The sequence below is a fragment of the Pseudomonas kitaguniensis genome (genome assembly GCF_009296165.1).
In the GTDB taxonomy this organism is placed as follows: domain Bacteria; phylum Pseudomonadota; class Gammaproteobacteria; order Pseudomonadales; family Pseudomonadaceae; genus Aquipseudomonas; species Aquipseudomonas kitaguniensis.
Map to the genome: position 1 here is coordinate 25,375 of NZ_VUAZ01000130.1, position 14,452 is coordinate 39,826.

Below are 14,452 nucleotides of genomic sequence, written 5' to 3' on the forward strand. Positions count from 1 at the left end.
TTGAATTATTACCAGGCGCCTGGCGGCTTTTGTGTGGGTGTTATTTGTACCTACGTACAGAATTCTGTCGATTAAGCTCTGTGCATAACCGCCCCTGTGCCCAGTTGATAACAGGGCTTGAAACCTGAGTAAAAACCCCTCTGTGGATAACCACCTGTTTAATCCACAGGCTTAAAGCACTTATCCAAGCCCCTCATGGGCACATGACCACAGACTTTTGAATCTCTGTACACATCATAAATAAAGGCCTGCAGCAATCTATCCACAGAAAACAGGCTCAGTATAAATAAACATAAAAACAAAGATTTAATAAATCTCTCTCTTTTAATTTCTATTGTCTGTGATTCATCCACAGCTGGTTAAATTTTGTGCAAAGGGTTCTTTAGGAACGGCTAAGTCCCTATACTTGCCGCCAAGCTGTAAAACCCTTTCAACCCATAATTCCTGATTACCTACATAAGCAGGCACGAGGTGCGTGGTGGATTTCCCTTCCCGTTTTGAAGTGATCGTCATCGGCGGCGGTCATGCCGGTACCGAGGCAGCACTGGCGTCAGCACGCATGGGTGTAAAAACCCTGTTGCTGACGCACAACGTGGAAACCCTCGGTGCCATGAGTTGCAACCCCGCCATTGGCGGAATCGGCAAAAGCCATCTGGTCAAAGAAATCGATGCCCTCGGCGGCGTCATGGCGATGGCCACCGACAAGGGTGGCATCCAGTTTCGCGTGCTCAACAGCCGTAAAGGCCCGGCCGTAAGGGCAACCCGGGCGCAGGCTGACCGCATTCTGTACAAGGCTGCGGTACGCGAAACCCTGGAAAACCAGCCGAACCTGTGGATATTCCAGCAAGCCGCCGACGACCTGATCGTCGAGCAAGACCAGGTACGCGGTGTTGTTACCCAAATGGGCCTGCGTTTTCTCGCAGAATCCGTGGTGTTGACCACCGGCACATTCCTTGGCGGACTTATCCACATTGGCATGCAGAATTATTCCGGCGGCCGTGCCGGTGACCCGCCGTCGATTGCCCTGGCAAAACGCCTGCGTGAATTGCCGCTGCGCGTCGGCCGCCTGAAAACCGGTACGCCGCCGCGTATTGACGGGCGCTCGGTGGATTTCTCGATGATGACAGAGCAGGCCGGTGACACGCCGATACCGGTGATGTCGTTCATGGGTTCCAAAGAGCAGCACCCGAAACAGGTGAGCTGCTGGATTACCCACACCAACGCCCGTACCCACGAAATCATTGCCGCGAACCTCGACCGTTCGCCGATGTATTCGGGGGTGATCGAGGGCATTGGCCCGCGTTATTGCCCATCGATCGAAGACAAGATTCACCGCTTTGCCGACAAGGAAAGCCACCAGGTGTTCATCGAGCCCGAAGGCTTGACCACCCACGAGCTGTACCCGAACGGAATTTCCACATCCCTGCCGTTCGATGTGCAAATTCAGATCGTGCAGTCGATTCGCGGCATGGAAAACGCGCACATCGTGCGTCCGGGCTACGCCATCGAGTACGACTATTTCGACCCGCGTGACCTGAAATACAGCCTTGAAACCAAAGTTATCGGTGGCTTGTTCTTCGCCGGGCAAATCAACGGCACCACCGGTTACGAAGAAGCCGGCGCCCAGGGTTTGCTGGCTGGCACCAACGCCGCACTGCGCGCGCAGGGCAAAGACAGCTGGTGCCCGCGTCGCGATGAAGCGTACATCGGGGTGTTGGTTGACGACCTGATCACGCTGGGCACCCAGGAGCCGTACCGGATGTTCACCTCCCGGGCGGAATATCGCCTGATTCTGCGCGAAGACAACGCCGACCTGCGCCTGACCGAAAAAGGTCGTGAGCTGGGCTTGGTCGATGACGCGCGCTGGGAAGCCTTCTGCAAAAAACGCGAAAGCATTACGCTGGAAGAACAGCGCCTGAAAAGTACTTGGGTACGCCCAGGCACCGAGCAAGGCGACGCGATTGCGGAAAAATTCGGCACGCCGTTGACCCACGAATACAACCTGCTGAACCTGCTGTCGCGTCCCGAAATCGACTACGCTGGCCTGGTTGAAGTAACCGGAGGCGGCGCTGAAGACCCACAGGTCGCCGAGCAGGTTGAGATCAAAACCAAATACGCCGGATACATTGATCGCCAACAGGACGAAATCGCTCGCCTGCGCGCCAGTGAAGACACCAAGCTGCCTGTGGATATCGACTACACCGGTATTTCCGGGTTGTCGAAAGAAATTCAAGGCAAGCTGGGGATAACTCGTCCTGAAACGCTGGGTCAGGCGTCACGCATCCCGGGCGTTACACCGGCGGCCATTTCGCTGTTGATGATTCATTTGAAAAAACGCGGCGCGGGCCGTCAGTTGGAGCAAAGCGCTTGAGTTCGTTGGTCACCTTGCAACACGCCGAAGAGTTATCCACAGGTGCACGCCAGTTGGGCGTCGACTTGACCGAAGCCCAGCACACGTTGCTGCTGGGTTATCTGGCCCTGTTGATCAAATGGAACAAGGCTTACAACCTGACGGCGGTGCGCGACCCTGACGAAATGGTCTCGCGCCATCTGCTCGACAGTTTGAGCGTGATGCCGTTTATCGAAAACGGCCGCTGGCTCGACGTTGGCAGCGGCGGTGGTATGCCCGGCATTCCGTTGGCCATCCTGTTTCCCGAGTCGCACGTGACGTGCCTGGACAGCAACGGCAAGAAAACCCGCTTCCTCACTCAGGTCAAACTCGAACTCAAACTGGATAACCTGCAGGTTATCCACAGCCGTGCTGAAACCTTCACGCCTGAGCTGCCCTTCAACGGGATTGTTTCCCGGGCGTTCAGCAGCATGGAGAATTTCAGCAACTGGACCCGCCACTTGGGCGACCGCGACACCCGCTGGCTGGCAATGAAGGGCGTTCATCCAAGCGACGAGCTGTTAGCATTGCCGGCAGACTTCCACCTCGATAGCGAACATGCTTTGGCCGTACCCGGTTGCCAAGGCCAACGCCATCTGCTGATACTGCGCCGCACGGCATGATTGGGAACACAAGCAAGAATGGCTAAGGTATTCGCGATAGCGAACCAGAAAGGTGGCGTGGGCAAAACCACCACCTGTATCAACCTCGCAGCATCCCTGGTGGCTACCAAGCGCCGGGTGCTGTTGATCGATCTCGATCCACAGGGCAACGCCACCATGGGTAGCGGTGTGGATAAACACGGCCTGGAAAACTCGGTCTACGACTTGCTGATTGGCGAGTGCGACCTGGGGCAGGCCATGCACTACTCCGAACACGGCGGTTATCAACTGCTGCCGGCCAACCGCGATTTAACCGCGGCGGAAGTGGTGCTACTGGAAATGCAGATGAAAGAAAGCCGTCTGCGCAGCGCGTTGGCGCCGATCCGGGAGAACTACGATTACATTTTGATCGACTGCCCGCCGTCGTTGTCGATGCTCACGCTGAACGCATTGGTGGCTGCCGATGGGGTGATTATCCCCATGCAGTGCGAGTACTTCGCACTTGAAGGCTTGAGCGACCTTGTGGATAACATCAAGCGCATCGCCGAGTTGCTTAACCCCAACCTGCAAATCGAAGGCCTGCTGCGGACCATGTATGACCCGCGCCTGAGCCTGATGAACGATGTGTCGGCGCAGCTCAAGGAACACTTCGGCGATCAGTTGTATGACACCGTGATTCCACGCAACATCCGCCTGGCCGAAGCACCAAGCTATGGCATGCCCGCGCTGGCGTACGACAAATCATCGCGCGGTGCCATTGCTTACCTGGCGCTGGCCGGCGAGATGGTTCGCCGTCAACGCCGCAACTCACGCACCGCTGCCGCCCAGCCAACTTAAGGAATCCCCATGGCCGTCAAGAAACGAGGTCTCGGACGTGGACTGGATGCACTGCTGAGTGGTCCGACTGTCACTTCGCTGGAAGAACAAGCGGTGCAGGCCGACGAGCGCGAGCTTCAGCACCTGCCGCTGGACCTGATCCAGCGCGGCAAATACCAGCCGCGCCGGGACATGGACCCCCAGGCGTTGGAAGAACTGGCCAATTCGATCAAGGCTCAGGGCGTGATGCAGCCGATTGTGGTGCGCCCCATTGGCGGCGGCCGCTTTGAAATCATCGCCGGCGAGCGCCGCTGGCGTGCCAGCCAGCAGGCCGGCAAGGAAACCATCCCGGCGATGGTGCGCGATGTGCCGGATGAAACCGCCATCGCCATGGCGTTGATCGAGAACATCCAGCGTGAAGACCTCAACCCGATCGAAGAAGCCATCGCGTTGCAGCGTTTGCAGCAGGAGTTTCAGCTGACTCAGCAACAAGTGGCCGATGCGGTGGGCAAGTCTCGTGTGACCGTGTCCAACTTGCTGCGCCTGATTGCGTTGCCGGAAGTCATCAAGACCATGTTGTCGCATGGCGATCTGGAGATGGGCCACGCCCGTGCTTTGCTCGGTTTGCCGGAAAATCAACAGGTTGAAGGGGCGCGACACGTTGTCGCACGGGGTCTCACCGTTCGTCAGACCGAGGCCCTGGTTCGCCAGTGGCTGAGCGGCAAACCTGAGCCCGTTGAAGCGGCAAAACCTGACCCGGACATTGCGCGCCTTGAGCAGCGCCTGGCCGAGCGCCTAGGCTCTGCGGTGCAAATTCGCCACGGCAAGAAAGGCAAAGGGCAATTAGTCATCGGATATAACTCCCTTGATGAGCTTCAGGGCGTCCTTGCCCACATCCGCTGAAACATTTGCTTATGTAGCGCGCGATCGGAAAACACTACCCGACAGTTGAATAGGGGCAGAACCGCCCCTATACTCTGCGCGCATTTTGTCGGCACAAATTATGCCAAGTTATTGATTTCCGGCAGCCGACCATTGAGGAGCAAGAGTGATGGAAACCCGCACGCCAAACACGTTGCCGTTCCATCGCTTGGCCGTTTTCCCGGTTTTATTGGCGCAATTTGTCGTGTTGCTGATCGCCGCTTTGGCGCTTTGGTATTGGCAGGGAGTCGTCGCCGGGTATTCAGGACTTTGCGGAGGCCTGATAGCCTTGCTGCCCAATATGTATTTTGCTCACAGGGCCTTTCGGTTTTCCGGCGCCCGAGCAGCCCAAGCTATCGTCCGGTCTTTTTATGCCGGTGAAGCAGGCAAACTGATTTTGACGGCAGTGCTGTTCGCACTGACCTTTGCAGGTGTGAAGCCATTGGCGCCGCTGGCTGTATTCGGCGTGTTCGTGTTGACCCAACTGGTCAGCTGGTTCGCTCCCCTGCTAATGAAAACAAGACTTTCGAAACCTTAGGGCGTTTGAGGCAACCATGGCAGAAACAACCGCTTCGGGCTATATCCAGCACCACTTGCAGAACCTGACCTTCGGTCAGCTTCCCAACGGCGGCTGGGGCTTTGCCCACTCCGCAGCAGAGGCCAAAGAAATGGGCTTCTGGGCTTTCCACCTGGATACTCTGGGCTGGTCGGTCGCACTGGGTCTGATCTTCGTCCTGATTTTCCGCATGGCGGCAAAAAAGGCGACTTCCGGTCAGCCAGGTGCCTTGCAGAACTTCGTTGAAGTACTGGTCGAATTCGTCGATGGCAGCGTGAAAGACAGCTTCCATGGCCGTAGCCCGGTGATTGCACCGCTGGCACTGACCATCTTCGTCTGGGTGTTCCTGATGAACGCCGTCGACCTGATCCCGGTTGACTGGATTCCTCAGCTCGCCATGGCGATCAGCGGCGATCCGCACATTCCATTCCGTGCCGTGTCGACCACTGACCCGAACGCCACCCTGGGCATGGCCCTTTCGGTGTTTGCGTTGATCATTTTCTACAGCATCAAGATCAAGGGCATCGGCGGCTTCATCGGCGAACTGACCCTGCACCCGTTCGGCAGCAAGAACATCTTCTTGCAAGCGCTGCTGATCCCGGTGAACTTCCTGCTGGAATTCGTGACCCTGATCGCCAAGCCGATTTCCCTGGCTCTGCGACTGTTCGGCAACATGTATGCCGGCGAGCTGGTGTTCATTCTGATCGCTGTGATGTTCGGCAGCGGTCTGCTCTGGCTTAGCGGCCTGGGTATTGTTCTGCAGTGGGCGTGGGCTGTGTTCCACATCCTGATCATCACCCTGCAGGCCTTCATCTTCATGATGCTGACCATCGTCTACCTGTCGATGGCGCACGAAGAGAACCATTAAGACCGGCCTCGGCCAGTCTGATGTCCTTCCCGGTGAAACGGGAAGGTGGCCTGAAAGGGCTATGAAACGATTTGTTTTACCGCTTTAAAATCTAAAAAACCTAAACCATACGACGTAAAAGTCGGGAGGAAAGATGGAAACTGTAGTTGGTCTAACCGCTATCGCTGTTGCACTGTTGATCGGCCTGGGCGCCCTGGGTACTGCCATTGGTTTCGGCCTGCTGGGCGGCAAGTTCCTGGAAGGCGCAGCGCGTCAGCCAGAAATGGTTCCAATGCTGCAAGTTAAAATGTTCATCGTTGCCGGCCTGCTCGACGCCGTGACCATGATCGGTGTTGGTATCGCTCTGTTCTTCACCTTCGCGAACCCCTTCGTTGGTCAACTCGCCGGTTAATCACTCGTTTTTTCGAGTGATTGGTGTGTTGTGCAACGAATGAGCGAGGTATTGGCGTGAACATTAATGCAACCATTATTGGTCAGTCCTTAGCGTTCTTGATTTTTGTCGTTTTCTGCATGAAGTTCGTATGGCCTCCGGTCATCGCAGCTTTGCACGAACGTCAGAAGAAGATCGCGGATGGACTGGACGCTGCCGCACGAGCAGCTCGCGACCTGGAGTTGGCCCACGATAAAGTGGGTCAACAACTGCGCGAAGCGAAAGCTCAGGCAGCCGAAATCATTGAGCAAGCCAAGAAACGCGGTAACCAGATTGTTGAAGAGGCTGTTGAAAAAGCCCGTATCGACGCTGACCGTGTGAAGGTTCAGGCTCAGGCCGAGATCGAGCAGGAACTGAATGGTGTCAAAGATGCGCTGCGTGCCCAACTGGGTGCTCTGGCCGTCGGCGGCGCCGAGAAGATCCTGGGTGCCACAATCGATCAAAACGCGCACGCGGAGCTGGTTAACAAACTGGCTGCTGAAATTTAAGCGAGGGCGATCATGGCAGAATTGACCACGTTGGCCCGACCTTACGCTAAGGCAGCCTTCGAGCACGCCCAGGCCCACCAGCAGCTGGCCTCTTGGTCAGCCATGCTCGGCCTGGCTGCAGCAGTGTCGCAAGACGACACCATGCAGCGCGTGCTCAAGGCCCCGCGACTGACGAGCGCAGACAAGGCCGCCACGTTTATTGACGTGTGCGGCGACAAGTTTGATGTGAAAGTGCAGAACTTCATTAACGTCGTTGCCGAAAACGACCGTCTCCCGCTTCTGCCGGAGATTGCCGCTCTGTTCGACCTGTACAAGGCCGAGCAAGAGAAGTCGGTAGACGTTGAAGTCACCAGTGCTTTTGCATTGAACCAAGAACAGCAAGACAAACTCGCCAAGGTTCTCAGTGCACGACTCGACCGGGAAGTGCGCCTGCAAGTTGCGGAGGATGCCACCCTGATTGGTGGTGTCATCATTCGCGCCGGCGACCTGGTTATCGATGGCTCGATTCGCGGCAAACTCGCGAATCTTGCCGAAGCATTGAAATCTTGAGTTTGAAGGGGCAGCAGAGCAATGCAGCAACTCAATCCTTCCGAAATAAGTGAAATTATCAAGGGCCGCATCGACAAGCTCGATGTGACCTCCCAAGCCCGTAACGAAGGCACTGTCGTCAGCGTATCTGACGGCATCGTGCGGATTCACGGTCTGGCCGACGTAATGTACGGCGAGATGATCGAGTTTCCGGGCGGCGTCTACGGTATGGCCCTCAACCTGGAGCAAGACTCCGTAGGTGCCGTTGTATTGGGCGCGTACACCAGTCTGGCTGAAGGCATGAGCGCCAAGTGCACAGGCCGCATCCTGGAGGTTCCGGTTGGTAAGGAACTGCTGGGCCGCGTAGTCGACGCACTGGGTAACCCAGTTGACGGCAAAGGTCCGCTGAACAACACCTTGACCGATGCGGTCGAGAAAGTTGCTCCAGGCGTGATCTGGCGTAAGTCGGTAGACCAGCCTGTACAGACTGGCTACAAGGCTGTCGATGCCATGATTCCTGTCGGCCGTGGCCAGCGTGAGCTGATCATCGGTGACCGTCAGATCGGTAAAACCGCTCTGGCGATCGACGCGATCATCAACCAGAAGAACAGCGGCATTTTCTGCGTCTACGTAGCCATTGGTCAGAAGCAATCGACCATCGCCAACGTGGTTCGCAAGCTGGAAGAAAACGGCGCCCTGGCCAACACGATCATCGTGGCTGCCAGTGCTTCGGAATCTCCTGCGCTGCAATTCCTGGCACCGTACTCCGGTTGCACCATGGGTGAATTCTTCCGCGACCGCGGTGAAGACGCGCTGATCGTTTATGACGATCTGTCCAAGCAAGCAGTGGCTTACCGCCAGATTTCCCTGCTGCTGCGCCGTCCACCAGGCCGTGAAGCTTACCCAGGCGACGTGTTCTATCTCCACTCCCGTCTGCTGGAGCGCGCATCCCGCGTTTCGGAAGAATACGTAGAGAAGTTCACCAACGGCGCAGTGACCGGCAAAACCGGTTCCCTGACCGCACTGCCGATCATCGAAACCCAGGCTGGCGACGTTTCCGCGTTCGTTCCGACCAACGTGATTTCCATCACCGACGGTCAGATCTTCCTGGAATCGGCCATGTTCAACTCAGGCATCCGTCCTGCAGTGAACGCCGGTGTTTCGGTATCCCGTGTGGGTGGTGCCGCTCAGACCAAGATCATCAAGAAGCTCTCCGGTGGTATCCGTACCGCTCTGGCTCAGTACCGTGAACTGGCGGCATTCGCCCAGTTCGCTTCTGACCTGGACGAAGCGACCCGTAAGCAACTTGAGCATGGTCAGCGCGTTACCGAGCTGATGAAGCAGAAGCAATACGCCCCAATGTCGATCGCTGACATGGCGTTGTCGCTGTATGCCGCTGAGCGTGGGTTCCTGACCGACGTTGAAATCACCAAGGTCGGCAGCTTTGAACAAGCGCTGATTGCTTACTTCAACCGCGATCACGCCGAATTGATGGCGAAGATCAACGTGAAGGGTGACTTCAATGACGATATCGATGCTGGCATGAAAGCCGGTATCGAGAAGTTCAAGGCCACCCAAACCTGGTAAGCCGCAGCGGGAGCCGCAAGGCTCCCGCTTGCTAACCTGATAGGTGTTACATGGCAGGCGCAAAAGAGATTCGCAGTAAGATTGCGAGCATCAAAAGCACGCAAAAGATTACCAGCGCCATGGAAAAAGTGGCGGTCAGCAAAATGCGCAAGGCACAAATGCGCATGGCTGCTAGCCGTCCTTATGCGGAGCGTATCCGCCAGGTAATTGGGCATTTGGCTAACGCTAACCCGGAATACCGCCACCCGTTCATGATCGACCGCGACGTTAAGCGTGTGGGTTATGTGGTAGTGAGCAGTGACCGTGGTTTGTGCGGTGGTCTGAATACCAACCTGTTCAAGGCCCTGGTCAAGGACATGGCGGTAAACCGCGAAAAGGGCGTCGAGATCGATCTGTGTGTTGTGGGTAGCAAGGGTGCGGCCTTTTTCCGTAACTTCGGCGGCAACGTCGTAGCAGCTATCAGCCACCTGGGTGAAGAACCGTCGATCAATGATTTGATCGGCAGTGTGAAGGTGATGCTGGATGCGTACCTGGATGGCCGGATTGACCGCCTGTCCGTGGTATCCAACAAGTTCATCAACACCATGACCCAGCAGCCAACCGTGGAGCAATTGATTCCACTGGTGGCGAATCCGGATCAGGAACTCAAGCACCACTGGGACTACCTCTACGAACCAGACGCCAAAGAGCTGCTTGACGGCTTGATGGTGCGCTACGTGGAGTCGCAGGTGTACCAGGCGGTGGTCGAGAACAACGCAGCTGAACAAGCGGCGCGGATGATCGCGATGAAAAACGCTACCGATAACGCCGGTGATCTGATCAGCGATTTGCAGCTGATCTACAACAAGGCGCGTCAGGCTGCGATCACCCAAGAGATCTCGGAAATCGTCGGCGGCGCTGCCGCGGTTTAACGGTTCAAATATTCAGAGGATCCAGCTATGAGTAGCGGACGTATCGTTCAAATCATCGGCGCCGTTATCGACGTGGAATTCCCACGCGACAGCGTACCGAGCATCTACAACGCTTTGAAAGTACAGAGCGATGCCGGCACCACTCTCGAAGTTCAGCAGCAGCTGGGCGACGGCGTGGTACGGACCATTGCAATGGGTTCCACCGAGGGCCTGAAGCGCGGTCTGGGCGTGCTTGACACTGGCGCTGCCATCTCCGTACCGGTCGGTAAAGCGACCCTGGGCCGGATCATGGACGTGCTGGGCAACCCGATCGACGAAGCTGGCCCGATCGACACCGAAGAGCGCTGGGGCATTCACCGTCCAGCACCTTCGTTCGCCGAACAAGCTGGCGGCAACGATCTGCTCGAAACCGGTATCAAGGTTATCGACCTGGTTTGCCCGTTCGCCAAAGGCGGTAAAGTCGGTCTGTTCGGTGGTGCCGGTGTAGGCAAAACCGTAAACATGATGGAACTGATCCGTAACATCGCCATCGAGCACAGCGGTTATTCCGTGTTCGCCGGTGTGGGTGAGCGTACTCGTGAGGGTAACGACTTCTACCACGAGATGAAGGACTCCAACGTTCTGGACAAAGTGGCACTGGTTTACGGTCAGATGAACGAGCCGCCGGGTAACCGTCTGCGCGTAGCACTGACTGGCCTGACCATGGCCGAGAAGTTCCGTGACGAAGGTAACGACGTTCTGCTGTTCGTCGACAACATCTACCGTTACACACTGGCCGGTACTGAAGTATCCGCACTGCTGGGCCGTATGCCTTCTGCAGTAGGTTACCAGCCGACTCTGGCTGAAGAGATGGGCGTTCTGCAAGAACGTATCACTTCGACCAAAGAAGGTTCGATCACCTCGATCCAAGCGGTATACGTACCTGCGGATGACTTGACCGACCCGTCGCCTGCGACCACCTTCGCCCACTTGGACGCCACCGTCGTTCTGTCCCGTGACATCGCTTCCCTGGGTATCTACCCAGCGGTCGATCCACTCGACTCGACGTCGCGCCAGCTGGACCCGAACGTGATCGGCCAGGAGCACTACGACACCGCTCGCGGCGTTCAGTACGTGCTGCAGCGTTACAAAGAACTGAAGGACATCATTGCGATCCTGGGTATGGACGAGCTGTCGGAAACCGACAAGCAGTTGGTAAACCGTGCTCGCAAGATCCAGCGCTTCTTGTCGCAGCCGTTCTTCGTGGCTGAAGTCTTCACCGGTGCTTCGGGTAAATACGTTTCCCTGAAAGACACCATTGCTGGCTTCAAAGGCATCCTCAACGGTGACTACGACCACCTGCCAGAACAAGCGTTCTACATGGTCGGCGGCATCGAAGAAGCGATCGAGAAAGCCAAGAAACTGTAATCCCGGCGCCCGGCAACGGGCGCTCATCAGGTTGAGGCAATCAGATGGCTATGACAGTCCATTGCGATATCGTCAGCGCGGAAGGGGAAATCTTCTCCGGTCTGGTAGAAATGGTGATTGCACACGGCGAACTCGGTGACCTGGGTATTGCCATGGGCCACGCGCCGTTGATCACCAGCTTGAAGCCAGGTCCGATCACTCTGACCAAGCAAGGCGGGGAACGTGAGGTGTTTTACATCTCCGGTGGTTTCCTCGAGGTTCAGCCGAACATGGTCAAGGTACTTGCCGACACCGTGCAACGTGCTGGCGACCTGGATGAAGCCTCCGCTCAGGAAGCCGTAAAGGCTGCCGAGAAGGCCCTGAACGAAAAGGGCGCGGACTTCGACTACAGCGCTGCTGCTGTACGTCTGGCCGAGGCTGCAGCTCAGCTGCGCACGCTCCAGCAGATCCGCAAGAAGTAAGCGGCCCAGCCGTAATGCTTCATGTGTGATTGATTAAAAAGGGTAGCCTCGGCTACCCTTTTTCTTTTTTGCAAAAACACTTCTCAGGTCTGAACCCGGACCACCCAGGATTGGTAGCCATTCATGTCTCTTGAAATCGTCATTCTCGCCGCAGGCCAGGGCACCCGTATGCGTTCAGCCTTGCCCAAAGTGCTGCACCCGGTGGCGGGCAACTCCATGCTTGGCCATGTTATCCACAGCGCTCGTCAACTCGACCCACAACGCATTCACGTGGTCATCGGCCACGGTGCCGACGCGGTGCGTGAACGCCTGGCGGCGGATGACCTGAATTTCGTATTGCAGGACAAACAACTGGGCACCGGCCACGCCACCGCGCAGGCCGTACCGTTCATCAGCGCCGACACTGTGCTGATCCTTTACGGCGACGTGCCGCTGATTGAAGTCGACACCCTGCAGCGCCTGCTCAAACACGTGGTGCCTGGCCAGATGGGCCTGCTCACCGTTGAGCTGGACGACCCTACCGGCTATGGGCGCATCGTGCGCACTGCTGACGGCAAAGTCGCAGCCATCGTTGAGCACAAGGATGCCAGCGAAGCCCAACGCGCCATCACCGAAGGCAACACCGGGATTCTCGCGGTGCCGGCCGATCGCCTGGCGGATTGGATGAGCCGTTTGTCCAACAACAACGCGCAGGGCGAGTATTACCTGACTGACGTGATTGAAATGGCGGTGAATGACGGCCTGCTGGTCGCCACCGAACAGCCTCACGACCCGATGGAAGTGCAGGGCGCCAACGACCGCAAGCAGCTGGCAGAGCTTGAGCGCCACTACCAACTGCGCGAAGGCCGCCGCCTGATGGCGCAAGGTGTGACCTTGCGCGACCCGGCACGCTTCGACGTACGCGGTGAGGTGACCGTCGGCCGCGACGTGCTGATCGACATCAACGTGGTTCTTGAAGGCCGCGTGATCATCGAAGACGACGTAGTGATTGGCCCGAACTGTGTGATCAAGGACAGTACCTTGCGCAAAGGCGTGGTAGTGAAAGCCAACAGCCACATTGACGGCGCCGTGATGGGCGAGGGCAGCGATGCCGGTCCGTTCGCGCGCTTGCGCCCTGGCAGCGTGCTGGAAGCCAAAGCCCATGTGGGTAACTTTGTCGAACTGAAAAACGCCCATCTGGGTGAGGGCGCCAAAGTCGGTCACTTGACGTACTTGGGCGATGCCGTGATCGGTGCGCGCAGCAATATCGGAGCAGGCACCATCACCTGCAACTATGACGGCGCGAACAAATATCAGACGACTATTGGTGAGGACGTGTTCATCGGCTCCAACAATTCGCTGATTGCGCCTGTGATCATCGGTGACGGCTCCAACACCGCCGCCGGTTCGGCGATTAACCAGGATGTGGATAAGTCGCAACTTGCCGTTGCCCGCGCCCGCCAACGCAACATCGACGGCTGGAAACGCCCGGTCAAAATCACCAAACGCTAAGTTATCCACAGCTGCATAAGAAACCTCCTCTTGTGTGGAAGCGGGCTTGCTCGCGATGGCGGTGTATCAGTCACCTATTCAGTGACTGACCGACCGCCATCGCAAGCAAGCCCGCTTCCACATTTATTAGGCGCTGCAGCAAAAATCGCTATCCACCGCTTGACGATTTTACGCCAATAGGTTTTGATTGCCTTCGTTATCTTTCGAAACGAAACTTATCATCACAATGTCGAAACGAAATACCCCCCAACGACGCCACAACATCCTGACCTTGCTCACCGAACAGGGCGAAGTCAGTGTGGATGAATTGGCCAAACGTTTCGAAACTTCGGAAGTGACCATCCGCAAGGACCTCGCAGCCCTCGAAAGTAATGGCCTGTTGCTGCGCCGCTACGGTGGCGCAATCACCATGCCGCAGGAACTTGTCGGCGACGCCGCCCAACCGATCTCGGCCTACAAGCGTGCCATCGCGCGGGCGGCCGTCATGCGTTTGCGCGAACACGCGCGCATCATCATCGACAGCGGCAGCACCACCGCCGCGATGATTCCCGAGCTGGGCCACCAGCCCGGCCTGGTGGTGATGACCAACTCCCTGCACGTTGCCGGGGCCTTGAGCGAGCTGGAACACGAACCGGTGCTGTTGATGACCGGCGGCACCTGGGACCCGCATTCCGACTCGTTCCAGGGCCAGGTCGCCGAGCAAGTACTGCGTTCTTATGATTTTGATCAACTGTTCATCGGCGCCGATGGCATCGATCTACAGCGCGGCACTACCACGTTTAACGAATTACTTGGGCTGAGCCGCGTAATGGCCGAGGTTGCCCGTGAAGTGGTGGTGATGGTTGAGTCCGACAAGATCGGCCGCAAGATTCCTAACCTGGAACTGCCATGGAGCAGCGTCCATACCCTTATTACCGATGATCGCCTGCCGCTTGAGGCCCGCGACCAGATCCAAGCCCGCGGCATAACGCTGATATGCGCGGCCGTCATCTAGGAG

At 57.2% G+C, this 14,452-nt stretch carries 15 protein-coding genes; all 15 read left to right on the forward strand.

The genetic code is table 11. The features are described 5' to 3' along the window. The first annotated feature begins 478 nt into the window (after positions 1–478). The 15 genes from mnmG to F0169_RS21255 all read left to right on the forward strand — a co-directional run bounded on the left by mnmG (position 479) and on the right by F0169_RS21255 (position 14,449). Positions 479–2,371 (forward strand): tRNA uridine-5-carboxymethylaminomethyl(34) synthesis enzyme MnmG, encoded by a 1,893-nt coding sequence (gene mnmG / locus F0169_RS21185; protein WP_172979506.1) that lies wholly within the window; start codon positions 479–481, stop codon positions 2,369–2,371. Then, positions 2,368–3,012, forward strand: coding sequence for a 16S rRNA (guanine(527)-N(7))-methyltransferase RsmG (rsmG, locus tag F0169_RS21190; protein WP_152747536.1), 645 nt, complete (start codon positions 2,368–2,370; stop codon positions 3,010–3,012). The genes mnmG and rsmG overlap by 4 nt, the downstream gene beginning before the upstream one ends. Before the next feature lie 18 nt (positions 3,013–3,030). Continuing rightward, a complete protein-coding gene (locus F0169_RS21195; RefSeq protein WP_058415814.1) occupies positions 3,031–3,828 on the forward strand; it encodes a ParA family protein in 798 nt (265 codons plus the stop codon). 9 nt (positions 3,829–3,837) lie between these two features. Then, positions 3,838–4,710 (forward strand): ParB/RepB/Spo0J family partition protein, encoded by an 873-nt coding sequence (locus F0169_RS21200; protein WP_058415813.1) that lies wholly within the window; start codon positions 3,838–3,840, stop codon positions 4,708–4,710. A gap of 148 nt (positions 4,711–4,858) precedes the next feature. Then, positions 4,859–5,266 (forward strand): F0F1 ATP synthase subunit I, encoded by a 408-nt coding sequence (locus F0169_RS21205; RefSeq protein ID WP_058415812.1) that lies wholly within the window; start codon positions 4,859–4,861, stop codon positions 5,264–5,266. Between the two features lie 16 nt (positions 5,267–5,282). Continuing rightward, positions 5,283–6,152 carry a F0F1 ATP synthase subunit A gene (gene atpB, locus F0169_RS21210; RefSeq protein WP_058415811.1) on the forward strand — a complete coding sequence of 290 codons (870 nt, stop codon included), beginning with the start codon at positions 5,283–5,285 and terminating at the stop codon, positions 6,150–6,152. 133 nt (positions 6,153–6,285) lie between these two features. After that, positions 6,286–6,543, forward strand: coding sequence for a F0F1 ATP synthase subunit C (gene atpE / locus F0169_RS21215; protein ID WP_002555987.1), 258 nt, complete (start codon positions 6,286–6,288; stop codon positions 6,541–6,543). Between the two features lie 56 nt (positions 6,544–6,599). Continuing rightward, positions 6,600–7,070 (forward strand): F0F1 ATP synthase subunit B, encoded by a 471-nt coding sequence (locus F0169_RS21220; protein ID WP_058415810.1) that lies wholly within the window; start codon positions 6,600–6,602, stop codon positions 7,068–7,070. A gap of 12 nt (positions 7,071–7,082) precedes the next feature. Next, a complete protein-coding gene (locus tag F0169_RS21225; protein ID WP_152747538.1) occupies positions 7,083–7,619 on the forward strand; it encodes a F0F1 ATP synthase subunit delta in 537 nt (178 codons plus the stop codon). A 21-nt stretch (positions 7,620–7,640) separates the two neighbouring features. Continuing rightward, positions 7,641–9,185 carry a F0F1 ATP synthase subunit alpha gene (gene atpA, locus F0169_RS21230; RefSeq protein WP_058415809.1) on the forward strand — a complete coding sequence of 515 codons (1,545 nt, stop codon included), beginning with the start codon at positions 7,641–7,643 and terminating at the stop codon, positions 9,183–9,185. 50 nt (positions 9,186–9,235) lie between these two features. Next, positions 9,236–10,096 (forward strand): F0F1 ATP synthase subunit gamma, encoded by an 861-nt coding sequence (atpG, locus tag F0169_RS21235; RefSeq protein ID WP_152747539.1) that lies wholly within the window; start codon positions 9,236–9,238, stop codon positions 10,094–10,096. A 27-nt stretch (positions 10,097–10,123) separates the two neighbouring features. After that, a complete protein-coding gene (atpD, locus tag F0169_RS21240) occupies positions 10,124–11,503 on the forward strand; it encodes a F0F1 ATP synthase subunit beta (RefSeq protein WP_099236589.1) in 1,380 nt (459 codons plus the stop codon). A 44-nt stretch (positions 11,504–11,547) separates the two neighbouring features. Beyond that, positions 11,548–11,964 carry a F0F1 ATP synthase subunit epsilon gene (locus F0169_RS21245; protein ID WP_032885166.1) on the forward strand — a complete coding sequence of 139 codons (417 nt, stop codon included), beginning with the start codon at positions 11,548–11,550 and terminating at the stop codon, positions 11,962–11,964. Between the two features lie 123 nt (positions 11,965–12,087). Beyond that, positions 12,088–13,455, forward strand: a complete 1,368-nt coding sequence (gene glmU / locus F0169_RS21250; RefSeq protein ID WP_152747540.1) for a bifunctional UDP-N-acetylglucosamine diphosphorylase/glucosamine-1-phosphate N-acetyltransferase GlmU — start codon at positions 12,088–12,090, stop codon at positions 13,453–13,455. Positions 13,456–13,681: 226 nt separating this feature from the next. Further along, complete coding sequence (locus F0169_RS21255; protein ID WP_058415805.1) at positions 13,682–14,449, forward strand: DeoR/GlpR family DNA-binding transcription regulator; 768 nt, start codon at positions 13,682–13,684, stop codon at positions 14,447–14,449. Positions 14,450–14,452 lie beyond the last annotated feature (3 nt).

Bases quoted from the DNA above. Each gene is read 5' to 3' on its own strand.
- atpG (WP_152747539.1), top strand. From the start codon at position 9,236: ATGGCAGGCGCAAAAGAGATTCGCAGTAAGATTGCGAGCATCAAAAGC.
- F0169_RS21205 (WP_058415812.1), top strand. From the start codon at position 4,859: ATGGAAACCCGCACGCCAAACACGTTGCCGTTCCATCGCTTGGCCGTT.
- atpA (WP_058415809.1), top strand. From the start codon at position 7,641: ATGCAGCAACTCAATCCTTCCGAAATAAGTGAAATTATCAAGGGCCGC.
- F0169_RS21200 (WP_058415813.1), top strand. From the start codon at position 3,838: ATGGCCGTCAAGAAACGAGGTCTCGGACGTGGACTGGATGCACTGCTG.
- glmU (WP_152747540.1), top strand. From the start codon at position 12,088: ATGTCTCTTGAAATCGTCATTCTCGCCGCAGGCCAGGGCACCCGTATG.
- F0169_RS21245 (WP_032885166.1), top strand. From the start codon at position 11,548: ATGGCTATGACAGTCCATTGCGATATCGTCAGCGCGGAAGGGGAAATC.
- atpB (WP_058415811.1), top strand. From the start codon at position 5,283: ATGGCAGAAACAACCGCTTCGGGCTATATCCAGCACCACTTGCAGAAC.
- F0169_RS21255 (WP_058415805.1), top strand. From the start codon at position 13,682: ATGTCGAAACGAAATACCCCCCAACGACGCCACAACATCCTGACCTTG.
- atpD (WP_099236589.1), top strand. From the start codon at position 10,124: ATGAGTAGCGGACGTATCGTTCAAATCATCGGCGCCGTTATCGACGTG.
- F0169_RS21195 (WP_058415814.1), top strand. From the start codon at position 3,031: ATGGCTAAGGTATTCGCGATAGCGAACCAGAAAGGTGGCGTGGGCAAA.
- atpE (WP_002555987.1), top strand. From the start codon at position 6,286: ATGGAAACTGTAGTTGGTCTAACCGCTATCGCTGTTGCACTGTTGATC.
- F0169_RS21225 (WP_152747538.1), top strand. From the start codon at position 7,083: ATGGCAGAATTGACCACGTTGGCCCGACCTTACGCTAAGGCAGCCTTC.